This is a genomic window from Pseudomonas syringae (assembly GCF_000737245.1).
In the GTDB taxonomy this organism is placed as follows: Bacteria; Pseudomonadota; Gammaproteobacteria; order Pseudomonadales; family Pseudomonadaceae; genus Aquipseudomonas; species Aquipseudomonas syringae_J.
In genome coordinates this window covers 15,833-38,505 of the sequence record NZ_JPQU01000040.1, presented here as the reverse complement: position 1 = coordinate 38,505, position 22,673 = coordinate 15,833, and the positions used below count along the sequence as shown (strand labels likewise).

Here is a 22,673-nt window from a genome sequence, read left to right as displayed (position 1 = left end):
TTCTAAAGTCAATTTGCCTAAAGTCGTGTTTCAGAAGGCTTTGAGGCTTGTCACTGGGTGCGACATTTTGTCCACTTACGCTTTTTTTCAGGCCAGCGCAATCCACCATTTTGGCGAGTATGCGCGTTGTCATTAGTGGCCTAACTGTCTATACTCGGCGTCCGACCGCCAGGGGCTTTTAGGGCCTGTTTTACCGGAGGTCGTCACTCCCTGGGTGGTGGGTACCTGACCAGTGCACTTCCCAATAATTTGCCCTGATTGTTAGGGGCTCTTCAGTGTGAAAAAAGCCGTGAAAAGCCAACGACCTGTAAACCTAGACCTAAGGACCATCAAACTCCCAGTCACTGCTTACACGTCCATCCTTCACCGTGTATCCGGCGTCATCCTCTTTGTCGGCCTTGTCATCATGCTTTATGCATTGGACAAGTCGCTGAGCTCAGAAGAAGGGTTCGGTGAAGTGAAAGCGTATCTGACCAGTCCGCTGGCCAAGCTTGTGATCTGGGCCCTGTTGTCTGCCCTGCTTTATCACCTCGTGGCGGGCATCCGTCACCTGGTCATGGATGCGGGCATCGGCGAGACGCTGGAAGGCGGCAAGCGGGGCTCCAAAATCGTTATCGTCGTGTCCGTGGTGATAATCGTTCTGGCAGGAGTATGGATATGGTAACCAACGTCACTAACCTGTCGCGTTCGGGCCTCTATGACTGGATGGCGCAGCGCGTATCTGCGGTCGTGCTCGCGGCTTATTTCATTTTTCTGATCGGATACCTCGTGGCCCATCCTGGCCTCGACTATGCCACCTGGCATGCGCTGTTCTCGCACAACGGGATGCGTATCTTCAGTCTGTTGGCCCTGGTTGCCCTTGGCGCTCACGCCTGGGTCGGCATGTGGACCATCGCCACTGACTACCTGACGCCAATGGCGCTGGGCAAGTCGGCGACGACTGTGCGTTTCCTTTTCCAGGCAGTCTGCGGCGTTGCGATGTTCGCTTACTTTGTCTGGGGTGTGCAGATTCTTTGGGGTATCTGATTCATGGCTAACATAAATACACTTTCATTCGACGCCATCATCATCGGTGGCGGCGGTGCAGGCATGCGCGCTGCGTTGCAGCTGGCTCAAGGTGGCCACAAGACCGCCGTAGTCACCAAGGTTTTCCCGACGCGTTCCCACACCGTTTCCGCTCAAGGTGGCATCACCTGCGCCATTGCTTCTGCCGATCCAAATGATGACTGGCGCTGGCACATGTACGACACCGTCAAGGGTTCCGACTATATCGGTGACCAGGACGCGATCGAGTACATGTGTTCCGTAGGCCCTGAAGCCGTTTTCGAGCTGGAGCACATGGGTCTGCCGTTCTCGCGTACCGAGCAGGGCCGTATCTATCAGCGTCCGTTCGGTGGTCAGTCCAAGGACTTCGGTAAAGGTGGCCAGGCTGCTCGTACCTGCGCCGCTGCGGACCGTACCGGTCACGCTTTGCTGCACACCCTGTACCAGGCCAACCTGAAGGCTGGCACCGTATTCCTCAACGAATACTACGCAGTGGATCTGGTGAAGAACCAGGATGGCGCCTTTGTCGGCATCATCGCCATCTGCATCGAAACCGGTGAAACCTCCTACATTCGCTCCAATGCGACTGTACTGGCCACCGGCGGCGCAGGTCGCATCTATTCCTCCACCACCAACGCCCTGATCAACACTGGCGACGGCGTGGGCATGGCATTGCGTGCAGGTGTTCCGGTCCAGGACATCGAGATGTGGCAGTTCCACCCGACCGGTATCGCTGGCGCAGGTGTACTGGTTACCGAAGGTTGCCGTGGTGAAGGCGGTTACCTGATCAACAAGCATGGCGAGCGTTTCATGGAGCGTTACGCTCCGAACGCCAAAGACCTTGCCGGTCGTGACGTTGTTGCACGTTCCATGGTCAAGGAAATCATTGCCGGTAACGGCTGTGGTCCAGATGGCGACCACGTAATGCTCAAACTTGATCACCTCGGTGAAGAAGTGCTTCACAGCCGTCTGCCAGGGATCATGGAGCTGTCCAAGACCTTTGCTCACGTTGACCCGGCTGTCGCGCCTATTCCGGTTGTTCCGACCTGCCACTACATGATGGGCGGCGTTGCCACCAACATTCACGGTCAGGCGATTACGCAAGACGCGGCAGGCGTGGATCAGATCATTCCTGGTCTGTTCGCGGTAGGCGAAGTGGCTTGCGTATCGGTTCACGGTGCCAACCGTCTGGGTGGCAACTCGCTGCTGGACCTGGTGGTATTCGGTCGTGCTGCGGGTCTGCACCTGGAGCAAGCGCTCAATGAAGGCGTGGATTACCGTCGCGCTTCCGAGACTGACATCGATGCTGCGCTGGCACGTCTGAGTGGTTTGAACGAGCGTACTGAAGGCGAAGATGTCGCCACGCTGCGTAAAGAGCTGCAAAGCTGCATGCAGAACTACTTCGGTGTATTCCGTACTGGCGAATACATGCAGAAGGGCATTGCCCAGTTGGCCGGTCTGCGTGAGCGCATCGCCAACGTCAAGATCAACGACAAGAGCCAGGCGTTCAACACCGCCCGTATCGAAGCGCTGGAATTGCAAAACCTGCTGGAAGTCGCCGAAGCAACAGCGATTGCCGCAGAACATCGTAAAGAGTCCCGTGGTGCTCATGCCCGTGAAGACTTCGAAGATCGCGACGACGAAAACTGGTTGTGCCACACCCTGTATTTCCCGGGTGACAAGCGCGTAACCAAGCGTGCCGTGAACTTCTCGCCGAAAACCGTCCCGACTTTTGAACCTAAGATTCGGACTTATTAAGGGTGGCCGATATGTTGCAAGTCAGTGTTTATCGCTACAACCCTGATCAGGACGCTGCGCCGTTCATGCAGGAGTTCCAGGTCAATACAGACGGCAAGGACATCATGGTCCTGGACGTGCTGGCTCTGATCAAAGAACAGGATGAAGGCTTCTCCTATCGTCGTTCGTGCCGCGAGGGTGTTTGCGGTTCGGACGGTATGAATATCAACGGCAAGAACGGCCTGGCGTGCATCACGCCTTTGTCCGCTGTGGTCAAGGGCAACAAGCTGGTGGTTCGTCCGCTGCCTGGTTTGCCGGTTATACGTGACCTGGTCGTCGATATGAGCATCTTCTACAAGCAGTACGAGAAGGTTAAGCCCTATCTGCTCAACGACACTCCGGCTCCGGCCATCGAGCGTCTGCAAACTCCTGAAGAGCGTGAAAAGCTGGACGGTCTGTACGAGTGCATCCTGTGCGCTTGCTGTTCGACTTCCTGCCCGTCCTTCTGGTGGAATCCTGACAAATTCCTCGGTCCAGCTGCACTGTTGCAAGCCTACCGCTTCCTGGCTGACAGCCGTGACAACAAGACCGCCGAGCGTCTGGCTTCCCTTGATGATCCGTTCAGCGTATTCCGCTGCCGCGGGATCATGAACTGCGTAAACGTTTGTCCGAAGGGCCTTAACCCAACCAAGGCTATCGGTCACGTTCGCAACATGCTCCTGCAAAACGGCGTCTGATTTGACTGTTACACCGTAATACCGTAGTAACCGCTGCGGCGCAGGCTTCAACCGGCGCCGTAGTTTTAACCTGAGCAGCAGCTATGTCTGCGGCTCTTATTTTGAAGAAATGAGACCAGCAGGGGCATCCGGGCTGGTACCCGGACTATCTGCGTGATCCTAAGTGGCTTGATACAGTCGCTGCACATGACTATCTCAGGTTTGCTGTGGTGTCTTCGCCGGTGGTGTCCCCTTACCGAGGGTGACCAAGCATGCAAGAAAGCGTGATGCAGCGCATGTGGAACAGTGCCCACCTTTCCGGTGGTAACGCTGCCTATGTGGAAGAGCTCTATGAGCTCTACCTGCACGACCCTAACGCTGTGCCAGAGGAATGGCGCACCTACTTTCAGAAGTTGCCCGCTGACGGCAACGCTGCCACCGATGTATCGCATTCGACGATTCGCGATCATTTCGTGCTGCTGGCCAAAAACCAGCGCCGCGCCCAACCGGTGTCTGCCGGAAGCGTGAGCAGTGAGCATGAGAAGAAGCAAGTCGAAGTACTGCGGCTCATCCAGGCTTATCGTATGCGCGGCCATCAGGCAGCACAGCTCGATCCGCTGGGGTTGTGGCAACGTACTGGGCCAGCTGACCTGTCGATCAACCACTACGGGTTGACCAACGCTGACCTCGACACCACCTTCCGCGCTGGTGACTTGTTCATTGGCAAAGAGGAAGCGAGCCTACGTGAAATCCACGAGACCTTACAGCAGACATATTGCCGCACCATTGGCGCCGAATTTACGCACATCGTCGATTCCGAGCAGCGCAACTGGTTCATGCAACGTCTGGAAAGCGTTCGTGGTCGTCCTGCGTTTTCCGCTGAAATCCAGAGCCACTTGCTTGAGCGCGTAACCGCAGCAGAGGGCCTGGAGAAGTACCTGGGCACCAAGTACCCTGGCACCAAGCGTTTCGGTCTGGAAGGTGGCGAGAGCCTGATCCCGATGCTGGACGAGTTGATCCAGCGCTCGGGTTCCTACGGCACCAAGGAAATCGTTATCGGCATGGCCCACCGTGGCCGTCTGAACGTGCTGGTCAACACCTTCGGCAAGAATCCTCGCGAACTGTTTGATGAGTTCGAGGGCAAGAAAAAGGTCGAGCTGGGGTCCGGTGACGTGAAGTATCACCAGGGTTTCTCTTCGAACGTGATGACCACTGGCGGTGAAGTTCACTTGGCCATGGCATTCAACCCGTCCCACCTGGAAATCGTTTCTCCAGTGGTTGAAGGGTCCGTTCGTGCTCGTCAGGATCGTCGTAATGATCCTAATGGCGACAAGGTTCTGCCGATTTCCCTCCACGGTGATGCTGCTTTCGCAGGGCAGGGCGTGGTCATGGAAACTTTCCAGATGTCGCAGACTCGCGGCTTCAAGACTGGCGGTACCGTCCACATCGTCATCAATAACCAGGTTGGCTTCACCATCAGCAACCCGGAAGACTCCCGCTCCACCGAGTACGCGACCGACGTTGCCAAGATGATCCAGGCGCCGATTCTCCATGTGAATGGCGATGACCCTGAAGCTGTCCTGTTCGTCACCCAGCTGGCCATTGACTACCGCATGCAGTTCAAGCGTGACGTGGTGATTGATCTGGTCTGCTATCGCCGTCGAGGTCACAACGAAGCTGATGAGCCAAGTGGCACCCAGCCGTTGATGTATCAGCAGATCACCAAGCAGCGCACGACTCGTGAGCTGTATGCGGAGAAGTTGACCAAGGCCGGTGTGCTGGATGATGCGCGCGTACAAGGCAAGATCGATGACTATCGCAATGCGCTGGACAACGGTCTGCACGTTGTAAAAAGTCTGGTCAAAGAGCCGAATAAAGAACTGTTCGTGGACTGGCGTCCGTATCTGGGCCACGCCTGGACAGCGCGTCACGACACTCGCTTCGATCTGAAGACTCTGCAGGAACTGTCCGCCAAACTGATGGAGCTGCCTGAAGGCTTCGTGGTTCAGCGTCAGGTGCAGAAAATTTACGAAGACCGTCAGAAAATGCAAGCCGGCGGCCTGCCGATCAACTGGGGTTACGCAGAAACCATGGCGTACGCGACCCTGGCGTTCGAAGGTCACCCGATCCGCATGACAGGTCAAGACATCGGTCGCGGCACGTTCTCGCACCGTCACGCTGTGCTGCACAATCAGAAAGACGCCGGGACTTACATCCCGTTGCAGAATCTGTACGCCGGTCAGCCACGTTTCGATCTGTACGATTCGTTCCTGTCGGAAGAGGCCGTGCTGGCGTTTGAATACGGTTACTCGACGACTCAGCCAGATGCGCTGGTTATCTGGGAAGCCCAGTTCGGCGACTTCGCCAACGGTGCGCAAGTGGTTATCGACCAGTTCATCACCAGCGGCGAGCACAAGTGGGGCCGTCTGTGCGGTCTGACCATGTTGCTGCCTCACGGTTATGAAGGGCAGGGCCCAGAGCACTCGTCTGCACGTCTTGAGCGTTACCTTCAGGGCTGCGCCGAGCACAACATTCAGGTTTGTGTACCGACCACGCCGTCGCAGATTTACCACTTGCTGCGTCGTCAGGTTATTCGTCCGCTGCGCAAGCCGCTGATCGTGCTGACCCCTAAATCGTTGTTGCGTCACAAGCTGGCCGTTTCGACTTTGGAAGACCTCGCTGAAGGTTCGTTCCAGACCGTTATCCCGGAAATCGATACCCTCGATGCCGCCAAGGTGACGCGTCTGGTTCTGTGCAGCGGCAAGGTTTACTACGACTTGCTGGAAAAACGCCGTGCCGAAGGCCGTGAAGATATTGCCATCGTGCGTATCGAACAGCTGTATCCGTTCCCGGAAGATGACCTGATGGAGGCGATCGCGCCTTACACCAACCTGCAGAATGTAGTGTGGTGCCAGGAAGAACCGATGAACCAGGGTGCCTGGTACAGCAGTCAGCATCACTTGCGTCGCAGCGTAGGCAATCACAACCGCAACCTCGTTCTCGAGTACGCCGGTCGTGACGCCTCTGCCGCGCCTGCTTGTGGGTACGCTTCGATGCACGCTGAACAGCAGGAAAAACTGCTGCAAGATGCCTTCACTGTTTAACGCCTTCGCGCATTAGAAACCGAATTAAGGAATTACAGATAATGGCTATCGAGATCAAAGCCCCCTCTTTCCCGGAATCAGTTGCCGACGGCACCATTTCCAAGTGGCACAAACAGCCGGGCGAGGCGGTCAAACGTGACGAGCTGCTGGTTGACATCGAAACTGACAAAGTAGTGCTCGAAGTGCTGGCTGAAGCTGACGGCGTGCTGGCATCGATCGTCAAAGGCGAGGGCGAAATCGTCCTGTCCAACGAGCTGATCGCAACGCTGGATGCAGGCGGGACTGCTTCTGCTGCCCCGGCTGCCGCTGCAGCCCCAACTGCTGCCCCGGCTCAGGCGGCTGCTCCTGCCGCTGCCGCTGCAGGTGACGAAGATTCGGTTGCCGCTCCAGCTGCCCGCAAGCTGGCTGAAGAAAACGGCATCAACCTGGCCAGCGTCAAAGGCACTGGCAAAGATGGCCGTGTGACCAAGGAAGACGTGGTTGCTGCTGTTGAAGCGAAGAAATCCGCTCCAGCCGCTGCTCCTGCTGCCAAGCCTGCTGCTGCCGCTGCTCCTGTTGTCGCTGTTGGCGATCGCACCGAGAAGCGCGTACCGATGACTCGTGTACGTGCCACCGTGGCCAAGCGTCTGGTTGAAGCTCAGTCGAACATGGCGATGCTGACCACGTTCAACGAAGTGGACATGACCGAAGTCATGGCGCTGCGCTCGAAGTACAAGGACCTGTTCGAGAAGTCCAACAACGGCGTTCGCCTGGGCTTCATGTCGTTCTTCGTCAAGGCTACTACCGAAGCGCTGAAGCGTTTCCCGGCAGTCAACGCTTCGATCGACGGCTCCGACATCGTTTACCACGGTTACGCAGACGTTGGCGTCGCTGTTTCCAGCGACCGTGGTCTGGTAGTTCCGGTGCTGCGTAACGCAGAGCAGATGAGCCTGGCTGAAATCGAAGGCGGCATCGCTGCATTCGGCAAGAAAGCCCGTGACGGCAAGCTGTCCATCGACGAGATGACTGGTGGTACCTTCACCATCACCAACGGTGGTACCTTCGGTTCGATGATGTCGACCCCGATCGTCAACCCGCCTCAAGCGGCCATTCTGGGTATGCACAACATCATCCAGCGTCCGATGGCGGTCAACGGTCAGGTCGTAATCCGTCCGATGATGTACCTGGCTCTGTCCTACGATCACCGTTTGATCGATGGTAAAGAAGCTGTGACCTTCCTGGTGACCATCAAGAACTTGCTGGAAGATCCGGCTCGTCTGCTGCTGGATATCTGATTCACGACAGCTGCAAGCCGCAAGCGTCAAGCTGCAAGTAAACGCAGCATGACGCTGAAGCTTTGGCCGTAGCAACATCCTAATGAACAGGTTGCAGCGCTCGTCTGTAATAAATCACAGGCCAGCTTGCAGCTTGCAGCTTTAAGCTCGCAGCTAAAGAGGAACTCTTTTTTATGTCCCAGAAATTCGACGTGGTAGTGATTGGCGCAGGCCCTGGCGGTTATGTTGCCGCCATCAAGGCTGCGCAACTTGGTCTCAAGACTGCCTGCATCGAGAAGTATCAGGACAAGGAGGGCAAGCTGGCCCTTGGTGGTACTTGCCTGAACGTGGGCTGCATTCCTTCCAAGGCTCTGCTGGACAGCTCCTGGAAATTCTACGAAGCCAAGAACGGCTTCTCGATCCATGGCATTTCGACTTCCGAAGTCAGCATGGACGTGCCGGCCATGGTTGGTCGCAAGGCTAACATCGTCAAAGGCCTGACCGGCGGCGTTGCCAGCCTGTTCAAAGCCAACGGCGTGACCACTCTGCAAGGCCACGGCAAGCTGCTGGCTGGCAAGAAAGTCGAGCTGACCGCTGCTGACGGCACCGTGGAAATCATCGAAGCGGATCACGTGATCCTGGCTTCCGGTTCGCGTCCGATCGACATTCCACCCGCTCCGGTTGATCAGAAGGTCATCGTTGACTCCACCGGTGCTCTGGAATTCCAACAGGTTCCACAGCGTCTGGGCGTTATCGGCGCTGGCGTGATTGGGCTGGAACTGGGTTCGGTATGGGCTCGCCTGGGTGCTCAGGTCACTGTTCTGGAAGCGCTGGATAAGTTCATCCCGGCCGCTGACGAAGCAGTCTCCAAAGAGGCGCTGAAGACTTTCACCAAGCAAGGTCTGGACATCAAACTGGGCGCCCGCGTGACCGGCTCCAAGGTTGAAGGCGAAGAAGTCGTTGTCAGTTACACCGACGCAGCTGGCGAGCAGTCGATCACTTTTGATCGTCTGATCGTTGCCGTTGGTCGTCGCCCAGTGACCACTGACCTGTTGGCGGCTGACAGCGGTGTGGACCTGGATGAGCGTGGTTTCATCTACGTTGATGACTACTGCACCACCAGCGTGCCTGGCGTTTATGCCATCGGCGACGTGGTTCGTGGTCTGATGCTGGCCCACAAGGCTTCGGAAGAAGGCATCATGGTTGTTGAACGCATCAAGGGCCACAAGGCTCAGATGAACTACAATCTGATTCCTTCGGTTATCTACACCCACCCGGAGATCGCTTGGGTTGGTAAAACCGAGCAGACCTTGAAGGCTGAAGGCGTTGAGGTTAACGTCGGCACCTTCCCATTCGCAGCCAGCGGCCGCGCGATGGCAGCAAACGATACCGGTGGTTTTGTCAAAATCATCGCTGACGCCAAGACTGATCGCGTATTGGGCGTTCACGTCATTGGTCCTAGCGCTGCGGAATTGGTACAGCAGGGTGCAATCGCGATGGAATTTGGCAGCAGTGCCGAAGACATCGGCATGATGGTCTTCTCCCATCCGACCCTGTCTGAAGCATTGCATGAGGCTGCTTTGGCCGTGAATGGCGGTGCCATTCACATCCAGAACCGCAAGAAGCGTTAAGACAACAAGAGAAACCACGACGGACTGCCCGTCGTGAGCCTTGCGAGCAAGTCTCACCGCGGAATGTCCGCCGGACTCGACCTCCGGACTCTTCCCTGAAGGGTAGGGCCGGAGTAGCGGTCACAGGTGGTGCGGCACGCCAGACGTGCAGCACCGAATGCGCAGTACCTAACGAAGACGGTAATAAGCATGAATCTTCACGAGTATCAGGGTAAGCAGCTGTTCGCTGAGTACGGCCTGCCAGTATCCAAAGGCTACGCAGTAGACACCCCGGAAGCAGCAGCAGAAGCTTGCGACAAGATTGGCGGGACTGAATGGGTTGTCAAAGCTCAGGTTCACGCTGGTGGTCGCGGTAAAGCGGGCGGCGTTAAGCTGGTTCGCAGCAAAGAAGACGCTGCAGCGTTCGCCCAGCAGTGGTTGGGCAAGCGTCTGGTAACTTACCAGACCGACGCCAACGGTCAGCCAGTGACCAAGATCCTGGTTGAGTCCTGCACCGACATCGCTAAAGAGCTGTATCTCGGCGCTGTAGTGGATCGTTCGAGCCGTCGTATCGTGTTCATGGCTTCCACCGAAGGTGGCGTGGACATCGAGAAAATCGCTCACGACACTCCTGAGAAAATCCTCAAGGCCACGATCGATCCACTGGTAGGCGCTCAGCCATTCCAGGGTCGCGATCTGGCATTCCAGTTGGGTCTGGAAGGCAAGCAGGTTTCCCAGTTCGCCAAGATCTTCACTGGTCTTGCCAAACTGTTCCAGGACCACGACCTGGCTCTGCTGGAAGTGAACCCGCTGGTAATCAAGGCTGACGGCGATCTGCACTGCCTGGACGCCAAGATCAACATCGATGCCAACGCCATGTACCGTCAGCCAAAGCTGAAGGCTTTCCACGATCCATCGCAAGATGATCCGCGCGAAGCTCACGCTGCCAAGTTCGAACTGAACTACGTGGCACTGGAAGGCAACATCGGCTGCATGGTCAACGGTGCTGGCCTGGCCATGGGTACCATGGACATCGTCAATCTGCATGGCGGCAAGCCAGCCAACTTCCTCGACGTAGGTGGTGGTGCAACCAAGGAGCGCGTTACCGAAGCGTTCAAGATCATTCTGTCCGACACCAATGTCGCCGCAGTACTGGTCAACATCTTCGGCGGCATCGTTCGTTGCGACATGATTGCCGAAGGCATCATCGGTGCAGTGAAAGAAGTCGGCGTTAAAATCCCGGTTGTTGTTCGCCTTGAAGGTAACAACGCTGAACTGGGCGCTAAAGTACTGGCAGAAAGCGGTTTGAACATCATCGCTGCTACCAGCCTGACCGACGCTGCTCAACAAGTTGTCAAAGCTGCGGAGGGCAAGTAATGAGCGTCCTGATCAATAAAGACACCAAAGTAATCTGCCAGGGCTTTACTGGTTCGCAGGGTACTTTCCACTCCGAGCAAGCCATTGCCTACGGCACCAAAATGGTTGGCGGCGTGACTCCAGGTAAAGGCGGCACTACGCACCTTAACCTGCCAGTGTTCAACACGGTGCAAGAAGCTGTAGAAAAAACTGGCGCTACTGCCAGCGTGATCTACGTTCCAGCTCCTTTCTGCAAGGATTCCATCCTTGAAGCAGCTTTCGGCGGCATCAAGCTGATCGTCTGCATCACCGAAGGCATCCCGACCATCGACATGCTGGAAGCCAAGGTCAAGTGCGACGAGCTGGGTGTGGTCCTGATCGGTCCTAACTGCCCAGGCGTTATCACTCCGGGCGAATGCAAGATCGGCATCATGCCAGGTCACATTCACTTGCCAGGCAAAGTAGGCATCGTGTCGCGTTCCGGCACCCTGACTTACGAAGCTGTGAAGCAGACAACTGACGCCGGTTTCGGTCAGTCGACCTGTGTTGGTATCGGTGGTGACCCGATCCCGGGCTCCAACTTCATCGACATCCTGAAGCTGTTCCAGGAAGACCCGAAGACCGAAGCGATCGTCATGATCGGTGAGATCGGCGGTTCGGCTGAAGAAGAGGCGGCTGCCTACATCAAGGCACACGTGACCAAGCCAGTTGTTTCCTACATCGCTGGTGTGACTGCTCCTCCGGGCAAGCGCATGGGCCATGCTGGCGCAATCATTTCTGGCGGCAAAGGCACTGCAGACGAGAAATTCGCTGCTCTGCAAGACGCAGGCGTTAAAACCGTGCGTTCCCTGGCTGACATCGGCAAAGCCCTGGCTGAGCTGACTGGTTGGGAAGTCAAAAAATAAGCATTTGCTTATTTGATTGACCTGCAAAGGCCACCTTCGGGTGGCCTTTGTGCGTTTGGCAGCGCCTAAATTTATTTGCCGGTAACGTCCTGTAACGGTGCGTTCATCGGCCGATTCGCCCTCTATAAGTGCAATAAACCCGCAAATTCGGTAGGCTAGCCGCCATTTCGTGCATTGCGGCTCTCACAAGGAGCTGTTGCGCAGCCGGCACGTCCTAAAAGGATGCGCACGGATTTCCCTAATCCACCGGGAAATCGCTCTCCAATTCCGATTCTGAAGTGTGGTTTTCTCGATGAAAGTGTTGAAAGGTCAGGACATCCTGGCACTTGGTTTTATGACGTTTGCCCTGTTCGTCGGGGCTGGCAATATCATCTTCCCGCCCATCGTGGGGTTGCAGGCTGGACCGAACGTGTGGATCGCCGCGTTGGGCTTCCTCGTTACGGCAGTAGGTTTGCCAGTGGTTACCGTCATTGCTCTGGCGAAGGTCGGCGGGGCGATGGATGCGCTCAGCAGTCCGATTGGCAAGGTGGCTGGCGGTATTCTCGCAGCGGTCTGTTATCTGGCAGTCGGGCCGCTGTTCGCTACGCCGCGCACGGCTACGGTGTCTTTCGAGGTGGGTCTGGCTCCGTTGACCGGCGACAGCCCGCTGGCGCTGTTTCTTTATAGTCTGATGTACTTCCTGGTGGTGTTCTGGGTTTCCCTGTATCCCGGTCGCCTGTTGGACACAGTAGGGCGCTTCCTCGCGCCGCTAAAGATCATTGCCCTGGCGGTTCTGGGTATCGCTGCGTTCGCACTGCCTGCCGGTGACATCGGCGTAGCAGAACCTGCTTACGCTGCTGCACCGTTTTCCCAGGGTTTCATCAATGGCTACCTGACTATGGATACTCTGGGTGCCCTGGTGTTCGGGATTGTTATCGTCAATGCCATTCGCTCACGTGGCGTTGAGTCACCGCGTTTGATCACTCGCTACGCGATCATTGCCGGGTTGATTGCAGGTGTTGGCCTTGCGTTGGTGTATGTCAGCCTGTTCCGTCTAGGCTCTGGTAGCCATGCGGTAGCAGCCGGTGCGAGTAATGGCGCAGCGGTGCTGCATGCATATGTTCAACATACCTTTGGCTCGCTGGGCAGTGGTTTTCTCGCTGTGTTGATTTCGTTGGCCTGCCTCGTGACAGCCGTGGGCCTGACCTGCGCTTGCGCCGAATACTTCGCGAAGGTATTGCCGCTGTCGTACAAAACCCTTGTGGTGATGCTGGCCGCTTTTTCCCTGCTGGTATCGAATCTGGGGCTGACCAAACTGATCCTGTTTTCGATCCCGGTCCTGACCGCGATCTATCCGCCTTGCATCGTTCTCGTCGCATTGAGTTTCTGCAAAGGCTTCTGGCATTCCCAGAGCCGGATTGTTGCCCCAGTGATGTTGGTGGCGTTTATCTTCGGTCTGATCGATGCGCTCAAAGGTGCCGGTTTCACGGAGTACATGCCGCGTGCAGTTGCAGATCTGCCACTGAGCGAACAGGGGCTGGCGTGGCTGGTGCCCTCGGTTGTCGTGCTGTTCGTGGCGTTCGTCTGTGATCGGGTACTTGGCAAGCGCAGCGAGGCGCTGGCCTGATCTCACGATTTGATGTTTGAAAAGCCAATGCGTTGCGATAAACATCGAGTCAACGCTAACGCTTAATAAGTTGCAACTAATAAAGCCCGCATATAGCGGGCTTTATTGTCTGAAAACTTCTCAGCTTATTTGGTAGTCGTGGCAGGCTCTTGAGTCTTGCCAGCAGCTTCCTGTGAGCGCTGCGCTGCGGCTTCCGCATCTTTCTGAGCGGCTTCCTGGCTCTCTTTGGCGGCGTCATTCACTTTTTCTTGAGCCTTTTTCATGGACTCCTGGGATTGTTCCGCAGCCTTGTTGGCGTCTTGTTGGGTGTTCTCGGATTTCTTGTCGCAAGCGGCAAGACCAAGGGTGGCGGCAAGCATCAAGGCATAAGCAAAAGTATTACGCATGGGGTGTTTCTCCTTATTGAATATCTACGAGCCTAAGAGCCTCGGGCTTTTCATTAAGTTCCAACCAATCATGCGGCAGGTGAATTTCTTTATTCCAGGCTTGGCGCTCGGCTGTCCAGCGGAGGGCAGAGGATTCATGTTTATCGTGAAACGGCTACATGGGCAGCGTGCGGGGTGTAAACCGCGGTCTTGAGCGCTGCAGTTTTTGGTTGGGAGGCTCGAGCGTTGCCAGTTGGCGCCATAGAGAGTTGCCAGCTCCAATACAAATGGCATTACCTCTGGCGCGCCTTATTACAAGAAATCATTGGTGTTTTGGGCTGCAGAAGTCCTGATTACAGTGCCTCACATACCGTTGCAAGAGGACAGATCCGGTTTTGCTGCAAGCAAGCCCTTGAAATCTCTCACCCAGCCCCCACTTTGATGACAACCCGCTGTCAGGTACAGGTTCAAGCCTGGATCTGGCGGCTTATGCCATCTGATTGGAGTTTGATGACCATGAGTGTGGAAACTCAAAAGGAAACCCTGGGCTTCCAGACCGAGGTAAAGCAGCTGCTGCACCTCATGATCCACTCGCTGTATTCCAACAAGGAAATTTTCCTTCGCGAGTTGATCTCTAACGCCTCTGACGCCGTTGACAAACTGCGCTTCGAAGCATTGTCCAAACCGGACCTGCTCGAAGGCGGTGCCGAGCTGAAAATTCGCGTGAGCTTCGACAAGGAAGCGAAAACCGTCACGCTTGAAGACAACGGTATCGGCATGAGCCGTGAAGATGTGATCACCCATCTGGGTACCATCGCCAAGTCCGGCACTGCCGATTTCATGAAAAACCTGTCAGGCGATCAGAAGAAGGATTCACACCTGATCGGTCAGTTCGGTGTGGGCTTCTATTCGGCCTTCATCGTTGCCGACCAGGTTGAGGTGTTTAGCCGTCGTGCCGGCCTTCCTGCCAGCGAAGGCGTGCACTGGTCTTCCAAAGGCGAAGGCGAGTTCGAAGTCGCCACCGTCGAGAAAGCCGAGCGCGGTACACGCATCGTGCTGCACCTCAAGAGCGGTGAAGATGAGTTCGCTGACGGTTACCGTCTGCGCAACATCATCAAGAAATACTCCGATCACATCGCGTTGCCCATCGAGTTGCCAAAAGAACAGGTCGCTGCCGAAGGTGAAGAGGCCCCGGCTGTAGAGTGGGAAACCGTTAACCGCGCCAGCGCCCTCTGGACCCGTCCTCGCACGGAAGTGAAGGATGAGGAGTATCAGGAGTTCTACAAGCACGTCGCCCACGATTTCGAAAACCCGCTGAGCTGGAGCCATAACAAGGTCGAAGGCAAGCTGGAATACACTTCGCTGCTATATGTGCCAGCCCGTGCACCGTTCGATCTGTATCAGCGTGAAGCACCGCGTGGCCTGAAGCTGTACGTGCAGCGTGTGTTCGTCATGGACCAGGCTGAGTCGTTCCTGCCCCTCTACATGCGCTTCATCAAGGGTGTGGTCGATTCCAATGACCTGTCCCTGAACGTATCCCGCGAGATTCTGCAGAAAGATCCGATCATCGATTCGATGAAGTCGGCGCTGACCAAGCGTGTCCTCGACATGCTGGAAAAATTGGCGAAAAACGAGCCTGAGCAATACAAAGGCTTCTGGAAGAACTTCGGTCAGGTCATGAAAGAAGGCCCGGCAGAAGACTTCGCCAACAAAGAAAAAATCGCAGGTCTGCTGCGCTTCGCTTCGACGCACGAAGAGGGTGGCGAGCAGGTCGTAGCCCTGTCCGAATACCTGTCCCGCGCCAAGGAGGGTCAGGACAAGATTTACTACCTGACCGGTGAAACCTACGCTCAGGTCAAAAACAGCCCGCACCTTGAAGTCTTCCGCAAGAAAGGCATCGAAGTGCTGCTGCTGACTGACCGTATCGACGAGTGGCTGATGAGCTACCTTAGCGATTTTGACGGCAAGGGTTTCGTCGATGTGGCCCGTGGTGATCTGGATCTGGGCAAGCTTGATTCCGAAGAGGACAAGAAAGCTCAGGAAGAAATCGCCAAGGATAAAGAGGGTCTTATCGAGCGTTTGAAAGCTGCGCTGGGTGATGCTGTCAGCGAAGTACGGGTTTCCCACCGTCTGACTGACTCGCCGGCGATCCTGGCAATTGGTGAGGCCGATCTCGGTCTGCAGATGCGTCAGATCCTGGAAGCCAGCGGGCAGAAGGTACCGGACTCCAAGCCAATCTTCGAATTCAACCCGGCTCACCCGCTGATCGGCAAGCTGGATGCCGAGCAGAGCGAAGAGCGCTTTGGCGATCTGTCGCACATCCTGTTCGATCAGGCTGCGTTGGCAGCAGGTGACAGCCTCAAGGATCCGGCGGCTTATGTGCGCCGCTTGAACAAGCTGTTGGTCGAGCTGTCGGTTTAATACCCGAGTTACAGAAAACCCGCTTCGGCGGGTTTTTCTGATTAGGGCTTACCTTTTTTCTTACCTGATTGAGGAGTCAACAATGAGCAGCAACGTTACCGTGCGTTCAGTGGTTTACCAGATTGATGGACAGCCTTACGAAAGCCGCCTGGTGTTCGACTCCGGTGACGCTTCGTCGCGTCCTGGTCTGCTGATGGCTCCAAACTGGATGGGTGTCAGCGAAGGTGCCGAGAAAATCGCCCAGGCTGTGGCCGAACAGGGTTATGTGGTGTTCCTGGCCGACCTTTACGGGCAAGGAACCCGTCCGCAGAACAATGATCAGGCTGGCGCAGCCATGATGCCGCTCAAGGATGACCGTGCCCTGTTGCGCAAACGCATGCAGGCGGCACTGGATCAATTGCTGATCCAGACCGATGCTCCGGTTGATGCTGATAAGGTCGCCACCTTTGGTTTCTGCTTCGGCGGTTGCTGTTCATTGGAGCTGGCGCGTACAGGCGCGAACCTGAAGGCCGCCGTATCGTTCCACGGCACGCTGGATACGCCAAACCCTGCAGATGCCCAAAATATCAAAGGCGCGGTGCTCGTATTGCACGGCGCGTCCGACCCGCTAGTGCCAAAAGAGCAACTGCCGGCCTTCGAAGATGAAATGAACGCTGCCGGCGTTGATTGGCAGTTGCTCAGCTACGGCGGAGCCGTGCACTCGTTCACCGACCCGCACGCGCAGACTCCGGGCATGATGCAGTACGACGAAAAGACCGCCAAACGCGCCTTCGTGTCGATGCATAACTTGCTGGATGAAGTCTTCAAGGACTGATGCGGCCCCACGGACTGCATTGTTTTCTATGGGAGCAAGCTTGCTTGCGAAAGCGATATTAGTAACCCGACAAATGTGTCGGTTCAAATGACGCTTTCGCGAGCAAGCTCGCTCCCACAAATGTAAGTTTGTCTGGCCTTCTCAAGGTAACTCAATCCTGCCCACTTCCCCCGGCACTGTCGGCCAATCCCCAGCTGCCCAGCGGGTTCTTGCCTGTTCTATCAATGCCGGATCGCTAGCTACGAAGTTCCAGTTCATGCGTCGTGGCCCGTCCAGTGACGCGCCGCCTATGAGTACAGCGTGGCAATCACTTTCCGCACACAGATTCACTTCCTGACCAGGCTCCAGCACCAGTAGCGTGCGGGATTCGACGGGTTGCCCATCTATTGATGCTTCGCCTTCGAGCACATATAACGCCCGCTCTTGATGCTCCGCAGGGATCAGCAGGGTCGTTGCCGTCTGCAAACGCAGTTCGGCATAGACCGTCGGCGAAAGTACCGGAACCGGTGATGTCAGGCAGAAGCCATTGCCCGCGATCATCCGGATATGGATGCCCAGGTTGTCACTGAACGGCAGGCTTTGCGCGGGATGGTGGCTGTAGTGGCCGTGACCCAACTCGTGGCTCATGGGCGACGCCAGCCAGACTTGCAGGCCGTGCATTCGCGAGCCGCTGGTCAGCAAATCATCCGGAGTGCGCTCGATATGGGCGATGGCCGCGCCGGAAGTCATCCAGCTGACCTCGCCCGGGTTGACCAATTGGTCGCTGCCCAGGCTGTCTCGGTGTAGCAGCTGGCCTTCAAACAGGTAGGTCAGGGTCGACAGGCCGATGTGCGGGTGCTGGCGAATATCGATGCCTTTGCCCGGCGCGTAGTCAGTCTCCAGCATGTGATCGAAAAACACGAAGGGACCGACGTTGCGGCATTTGGCCGAAGGCAGTGGGCGCAGGATGGGCTGGCCTTCTACGTCTTCGGCGCGTGGTTTGATGATGAGCATCGTGATTATCCCGGTGTTCTGGATGTCTCAGGCCAGTGTCGTCTCAATACTGATTTTAGCGCTGGTCATCAGTTTATGGACCGGGCAGCGGTCAGCGATGCGGTGCAACACAGTGCGCTGCTGCTCGCTCAGGGCGCCTTCGAGGGTCAGTTGCACGTTGAGACGGTATTTGCCCTGTCGTTCCTCACTGTCGTCTCGGGAGACGTTGACGGTGATCCCAGTCAGGGGAATGTCGTGCTGCTGGGCGTACAGCTTGACCGTCAGTGTCTTGCAGGAGGCCAGCGCAGCATCGAAGTAATCATGGGGGGAGGGCGCGGAATTCTCGCCGCCCAGCGCCACCGGTAGATCGGTGAACAGCTCATGCTCGGCGTTGATACTGACTGCGTGGCGAAAACCTTGGGGTGCCAGGGTGCTGACGATGACGGACATGAAAGCCTCGGGTGCCAGATAGGAAAGCCATAGCCTAGCCATAAAAAAGGCGCCTCGAAAGGCGCCTTTTTCAATACCAACTATCTGCCAGGCAGATTACTTACCCTGCCAGCGCTTCATGACCAGCGTGGCATTGGTGCCGCCGAAGCCGAAGCTGTTGCTCATGACCTGGTCGATTTTTGCGTTTTCCTGGGTCTTGAGCAGGATCGGCATGTCAGCGACCACGGGGTCCAGTTCGTCGATGTTGGCTGAACCGGCGATGAAGTTGCCTTCCATCATCAGCATGCAGTAAATCGCTTCGTGAACGCCTGCGGCGCCCAGGGAGTGACCCGACAGGCTCTTGGTGGAGCTGATGGCCGGGGCGTTGGCGCCGAATACTTCGCGCACGCCTTCCATCTCTTTGGCGTCGCCGACCGGGGTCGAGGTGCCGTGGGTGTTGATGTAGTCGATCGGACCTTCAGTAGTAGACAGGGCCATCTGCATGCAGCGGATGGCACCCTCGCCACTTGGGGCGACCATGTCGTAGCCGTCGGAGGTCGCGCCGTAGCCAACGATCTCGGCGTAGATCTTCGCGCCGCGCGCCAGGGCGTGCTCCAGCTCTTCGACCACGACCATGCCGCCGCCGCCAGCGATGACGAAGCCATCACGGTCTGCATCGTAGGCGCGGGAAGCCTGTTCCGGGGTGTCGTTGCGCTTGCTGGACAATGCGCCCATGGCGTCGAACAGGAACGACTGGCTCCAGTGCTCTTCTTCACCGCCACCGGCGAAAACGATGTCCTGCTTGCCCATCTGGATCTGTTCCATGGCAGTACCGATGCAGTGAGCACTGGTGGCGCAGGCAGAAGCGATGGAGTAGTTCAGGCCCTTGATCTTGAACGGGGTCGCCAGACAGGCAGAAACCGTGCTGCTCATGGTCCGCGTTACACGGTACGGGCCAACACGCTTGACGCCTTTTTCGCGCAGGATGTCCAGCGCTTCCATCTGGTTCAGGGTCGACGCGCCGCCGCTGCCGGCGATAAGGCCGGTGCGCGGGTTGGAGACTTGCTCCTCGGTCAGGCCCGAATCAGCGATGGCGTCTTTCATGGCCAGATAGGCATAAGCTGCCGCGTGGCCAACGAAGCGATAGATCTTGCGATCGATCAGCTCTTCGAGGTTGAGGTCGATGGAGCCGGAAACCTGGCTACGCAGACCCATTTCGGCATATTCCGGATTGAATCGGATGCCAGGGCGGCTTGCACGCAGGTTGGCGGAGACGGTCTCTTTGTCATTGCCCAGGCACGATACGATGCCAAGACCAGTGATAACGACGCGGCGCATGCGGATAACCCTTAGAAGTTGTCAGTGGAGGTGAAGACGCCGACCCGAAGGCCTTCGGCGGTGTAGATCTCGCGACCGTCGACAGTCACCGAACCGTCGGCAATGGCCAGGTTCAGTTTGCCTCTGAGGACGCGTTTGATCTGGATGTTATAGGTAACTTTCTTTGCAGTAGGAAGAACCTGGCCGAAGAATTTCACTTCGCCCGAACCCAGTGCACGGCCGCGACCTGGCAGGCCTTGCCAGCCCAGGAAGAAACCGACCAGTTGCCACATGGCGTCCAGACCCAGGCAGCCGGGCATAACCGGGTCGCCTTCGAAGTGACAGGCAAAGAACCACAGGTCTGGATTGATATCCAGCTCAGCGACCAATTCACCCTTGCCGTACTTGCCACCCTCTTCGCTGATATGAGTGATCCGATCGACCATCAGCATGTTAGGGGCGGGCAGTTGCGCGTTACCTGGGCCGAACAGCTCGCCGCGACTGCAGCGCAGCAGGTCTTCCCGGGTAAAGGCGTTTTGTTTGGTCATGCGAGCTCCTCAATAATCTTGTGCGGCAGGTAGGGGCGTTGCTTGCCCCAGAAGCCAGTCCTGGCCGGCTGACTCGCCAGTGTTCTGACCGGCAGCCTACCCATAGACTATTGCGTTGTAGTGAAAGTCACAGCACAAGGGAAATGAAAGTACACTTGTGCACTGAAATTTGCCACCCAGCCGAGGCCAGTGGACGATTTAGCGAACAAGACTGCCGTAATTTATCATTTATCGCCAGTCGCAGATGTCCGAAAGGGTAGCCAGCGCTGTAAAACCTGCTGTAAATCAGCACGTTTGAAGGGTTTTGCGAGGTAGTCGGTCATGCCCGCCTGTAAACAGGCGTCCCTGTCACCCTGTAATGCATTGGCGGTCAGGGCGATGATCGGTATCCGATCCAGCCCAGGCAATTTGCGAATCAGGCGGGTGGCTTCGTAACCGTCCATCAACGGCAGACGGCAGTCCATGAATATTGCCGCATAGCTGGAACTGCCGGCCATGCTGACGGCTTGTGCGCCGTCTGTTGCCACGCTGACTTCAAACCCCAGGTTTTGCAGCAATGCGCGAATCACAGTGCAGTTCACTTCGTTGTCTTCGACCAGCAGAACGCTTCGACCCGCACCTTGATCATGGCCGGGTGCTGAGGTGTCAGGCGGGTCCGACAATGTATCGGCCACCACGGTTAAAGGGATTTCCAGCGTAAATACCGAGCCGCGTCCCTCATTGCTCTGGGCCCGCAGCGTTCCACCCATGCGTTCCGCCAGCGTGCGGGCAATGGGCAGTCCCAGACCCGTACCGCCGTAGCGCCGGGAAATCGAGCTGTCGGCTTGTTGAAAAGCATCGAACATGGACTCCAGCCGATCGGCGGAAATGCCGATTCCGCTATCCCGAACGCTACAAATGAATAGGATCTGACCCGGCTGCTGCTCTGTCCAGCCCGCCTCGATGCTGACGCTGCCGGTCTCTGTGAACTTCAAGGCGTTGCCAATCAGATTGACGAGGATCTGCCGGGTGCGAGTCGGGTCGCCGTGGACCTTGAAAGACTCCAGCCCAGGCTGCACTTGCAGTCGAAGCGCCAGATTGCGTTGCTGTGCATCGTGGTGGAATGCCTGGCTCGAGGTGGCGACCAATTCCGCCAGATTGAACGGGATGCTCTCCATCTCCAGCGCCTGACGTTCAAAGCGCGAGAAATCGAGAATGTCATTGATGACCCGTAACAAATGCTCAGTGGACTCGGTGGCCAGTGTTGAATATTCAGTCTGCTCTTCAGTCATGGCTGTGGTTTCGAGCAATTGCAGCATACCCAGTACTCCGTTCATCGGCGTACGCAACTCATGGCTCATCATTGCCAGAAAGTCGGATTTGGCCCGGTTGGCACGCTCGGCTTCCTCACGAGCCTGGATCAGCTCATCAATGGAGCGCTGTTGTTCGCGGCTGGCTTTTTCCAGATTCGAGGCCAGGTTGTTGATGTGCCTGGCCAGATCGCCCAGTTCGGCATCGTCAGGCACTGGCAGCGGGGTCCGGTAATCGCCGGACTGGATCGCTTTCACGGCGTCGCCCATTGCGCTGATCGGGCGCGAGAGGCTGGACGCGAGGCGTCGGGCGAGAATAAAAGTGAACAACAGCGCGAACAGCGCCAGGACCCCGGCCTTGAGCAGGATTTCCTGCTGTCGCTCGCTGAATGCGTCGTTGGACATACCCACCAGCACGCGCCCCAGATAGTCCTCTGCGGTACTCACGGTTTCATCGTGGTTACCCAGGAAACCTTTGCCCAACTTGATCCGCTGCGAACGGATGGGGGCCTGAAAGATTTCCACCTGCTTGGGGTGAGAGCCTATTTCCCCGGGTTGCTCGACGTACACCAATACCTTATTGAGACTGTCCTGGACCTCAATGAAGTGCACATGAGGGGTCGACAGCGTGGCGCGCATCAGTCCCTTGAGTGCGTCATCGTTGCCGACAATCACCCCGTATTCGGAGGCGGGTGCCAGTTGGTTGGCGATCAGCTGGCCGGTATGGTTGAGCTCCTGCCGCAAATCCTGAATGCGCACGAAAGTGAAAAAACCGATCAATAGCAATGTGATCAGCAGGGCCGGGCCGAGGCTGATCATTTGCGTGCGGGTGTTGATATCCCAGTGGCGTCTGATCTTCATGACCGACGCTCTGCATCGCTCAAATTCGGCAAAACCTGCGCAGTTAACCCGGGAACACAGGTTTCAATCGGCAAAAATACCCCCATGATGCTGCACATTTGTCTGGCCGGGATGCCCGCAGCCAAGTCCATATTCATTCGTCCTGTCATTACGATAGTTCATGCGGAGGTGGTGCATGTTAACCGACACGCAGCTTATTTCCATGTTACTGGCGGGCAGCCTACCGGCCCACGGCACGGGTCTGAGGGTGAACAAGCCGTTTTCACACGCGGTTTGTCACTGGCCGCCGCCGCCATGCTCCGTATAATGCGGCATCGCCAGATCAG

Annotated in this window: 18 protein-coding genes; 12 read left to right on the top strand and 6 right to left on the bottom strand. The window is 56.8% G+C overall.

Annotated features, from left to right (window positions below; translation table 11 throughout):
* Window positions 1-277: 277 nt before the first annotated feature.
* The 10 genes from sdhC to brnQ all read left to right on the top strand — a co-directional run bounded on the left by sdhC (window position 278) and on the right by brnQ (window position 13,331).
* Window positions 278-664, top strand: coding sequence for a succinate dehydrogenase, cytochrome b556 subunit (gene sdhC / locus IV01_RS10850; protein ID WP_195758793.1), 387 nt, complete (start codon window positions 278-280; stop codon window positions 662-664).
* On the top strand, window positions 658-1,026 hold the full coding sequence (sdhD, locus tag IV01_RS10855; protein ID WP_032629175.1) for a succinate dehydrogenase, hydrophobic membrane anchor protein: 369 nt from the start codon (window positions 658-660) through the stop codon (window positions 1,024-1,026). Before sdhC ends, sdhD begins: the two co-directional genes overlap by 7 nt.
* 3 nt (window positions 1,027-1,029) lie before the next feature.
* On the top strand, window positions 1,030-2,802 hold the full coding sequence (gene sdhA / locus IV01_RS10860) for a succinate dehydrogenase flavoprotein subunit (protein ID WP_032629173.1): 1,773 nt from the start codon (window positions 1,030-1,032) through the stop codon (window positions 2,800-2,802).
* An 11-nt stretch (window positions 2,803-2,813) separates the two neighbouring features.
* Window positions 2,814-3,518 (top strand): succinate dehydrogenase iron-sulfur subunit, encoded by a 705-nt coding sequence (locus IV01_RS10865; RefSeq protein ID WP_032629172.1) that lies wholly within the window; start codon window positions 2,814-2,816, stop codon window positions 3,516-3,518.
* A gap of 251 nt (window positions 3,519-3,769) precedes the next feature.
* Complete coding sequence (locus IV01_RS10870) at window positions 3,770-6,601, top strand: 2-oxoglutarate dehydrogenase E1 component (RefSeq protein ID WP_032629170.1); 2,832 nt, start codon at window positions 3,770-3,772, stop codon at window positions 6,599-6,601.
* A 41-nt stretch (window positions 6,602-6,642) separates the two neighbouring features.
* Entirely contained in the window at window positions 6,643-7,875 is a 1,233-nt protein-coding gene (odhB, locus tag IV01_RS10875; protein ID WP_032629168.1) for a 2-oxoglutarate dehydrogenase complex dihydrolipoyllysine-residue succinyltransferase, read from the top strand.
* A gap of 173 nt (window positions 7,876-8,048) precedes the next feature.
* Window positions 8,049-9,485: a dihydrolipoyl dehydrogenase gene (gene lpdA, locus IV01_RS10880; RefSeq protein WP_032629166.1), complete on the top strand. Its 1,437-nt coding sequence runs from the start codon at window positions 8,049-8,051 to the stop codon at window positions 9,483-9,485.
* A gap of 189 nt (window positions 9,486-9,674) precedes the next feature.
* Entirely contained in the window at window positions 9,675-10,841 is a 1,167-nt protein-coding gene (gene sucC / locus IV01_RS10885; protein ID WP_032629164.1) for an ADP-forming succinate--CoA ligase subunit beta, read from the top strand.
* The gene (sucD, locus tag IV01_RS10890) at window positions 10,841-11,725 is read left to right on the top strand and encodes a succinate--CoA ligase subunit alpha (protein ID WP_032629162.1); all 885 of its coding nucleotides are present in this window, start codon (window positions 10,841-10,843) and stop codon (window positions 11,723-11,725) included. The genes sucC and sucD overlap by 1 nt, the downstream gene beginning before the upstream one ends.
* A 292-nt stretch (window positions 11,726-12,017) precedes the next feature.
* Complete coding sequence (gene brnQ, locus IV01_RS10895; RefSeq protein ID WP_032629160.1) at window positions 12,018-13,331, top strand: branched-chain amino acid transport system II carrier protein; 1,314 nt, start codon at window positions 12,018-12,020, stop codon at window positions 13,329-13,331.
* A gap of 125 nt (window positions 13,332-13,456) precedes the next feature.
* Here the strand turns inward: brnQ and IV01_RS10900 are convergent, their stop codons facing one another.
* A complete protein-coding gene (locus IV01_RS10900) occupies window positions 13,457-13,717 on the bottom strand; it encodes a lipoprotein (protein ID WP_032629158.1) in 261 nt (86 codons plus the stop codon).
* A gap of 495 nt (window positions 13,718-14,212) precedes the next feature.
* Here IV01_RS10900 and htpG point away from each other — a divergent pair, with 495 nt between their 5' ends.
* Window positions 14,213-16,117 carry a molecular chaperone HtpG gene (gene htpG / locus IV01_RS10910; protein ID WP_032629239.1) on the top strand — a complete coding sequence of 635 codons (1,905 nt, stop codon included), beginning with the start codon at window positions 14,213-14,215 and terminating at the stop codon, window positions 16,115-16,117.
* An 82-nt stretch (window positions 16,118-16,199) separates the two neighbouring features.
* Window positions 16,200-16,931 carry a dienelactone hydrolase family protein gene (locus IV01_RS10915; protein ID WP_032629156.1) on the top strand — a complete coding sequence of 244 codons (732 nt, stop codon included), beginning with the start codon at window positions 16,200-16,202 and terminating at the stop codon, window positions 16,929-16,931.
* Between the two features lie 141 nt (window positions 16,932-17,072).
* Here IV01_RS10915 and IV01_RS10920 read toward each other — a convergent pair whose 3' ends face one another.
* The 5 genes from IV01_RS10920 to IV01_RS10940 form a co-directional block, all read right to left on the bottom strand.
* Window positions 17,073-17,933, bottom strand: a complete 861-nt coding sequence (locus IV01_RS10920; RefSeq protein ID WP_032629155.1) for a pirin family protein — start codon at window positions 17,931-17,933, stop codon at window positions 17,073-17,075.
* 18 nt (window positions 17,934-17,951) lie between these two features.
* Window positions 17,952-18,353 (bottom strand): OsmC family protein, encoded by a 402-nt coding sequence (locus IV01_RS10925; protein WP_032629154.1) that lies wholly within the window; start codon window positions 18,351-18,353, stop codon window positions 17,952-17,954.
* 96 nt (window positions 18,354-18,449) lie between these two features.
* On the bottom strand, window positions 18,450-19,670 hold the full coding sequence (gene fabB, locus IV01_RS10930) for a beta-ketoacyl-ACP synthase I (protein ID WP_032629153.1): 1,221 nt from the start codon (window positions 19,668-19,670) through the stop codon (window positions 18,450-18,452).
* Window positions 19,671-19,681: 11 nt separating this feature from the next.
* On the bottom strand, window positions 19,682-20,197 hold the full coding sequence (gene fabA, locus IV01_RS10935) for a 3-hydroxyacyl-[acyl-carrier-protein] dehydratase FabA (RefSeq protein ID WP_032629152.1): 516 nt from the start codon (window positions 20,195-20,197) through the stop codon (window positions 19,682-19,684).
* 224 nt (window positions 20,198-20,421) lie between these two features.
* Complete coding sequence (locus IV01_RS10940) at window positions 20,422-22,347, bottom strand: ATP-binding protein (RefSeq protein WP_032629151.1); 1,926 nt, start codon at window positions 22,345-22,347, stop codon at window positions 20,422-20,424.
* Window positions 22,348-22,673: the final 326 nt, after the last annotated feature.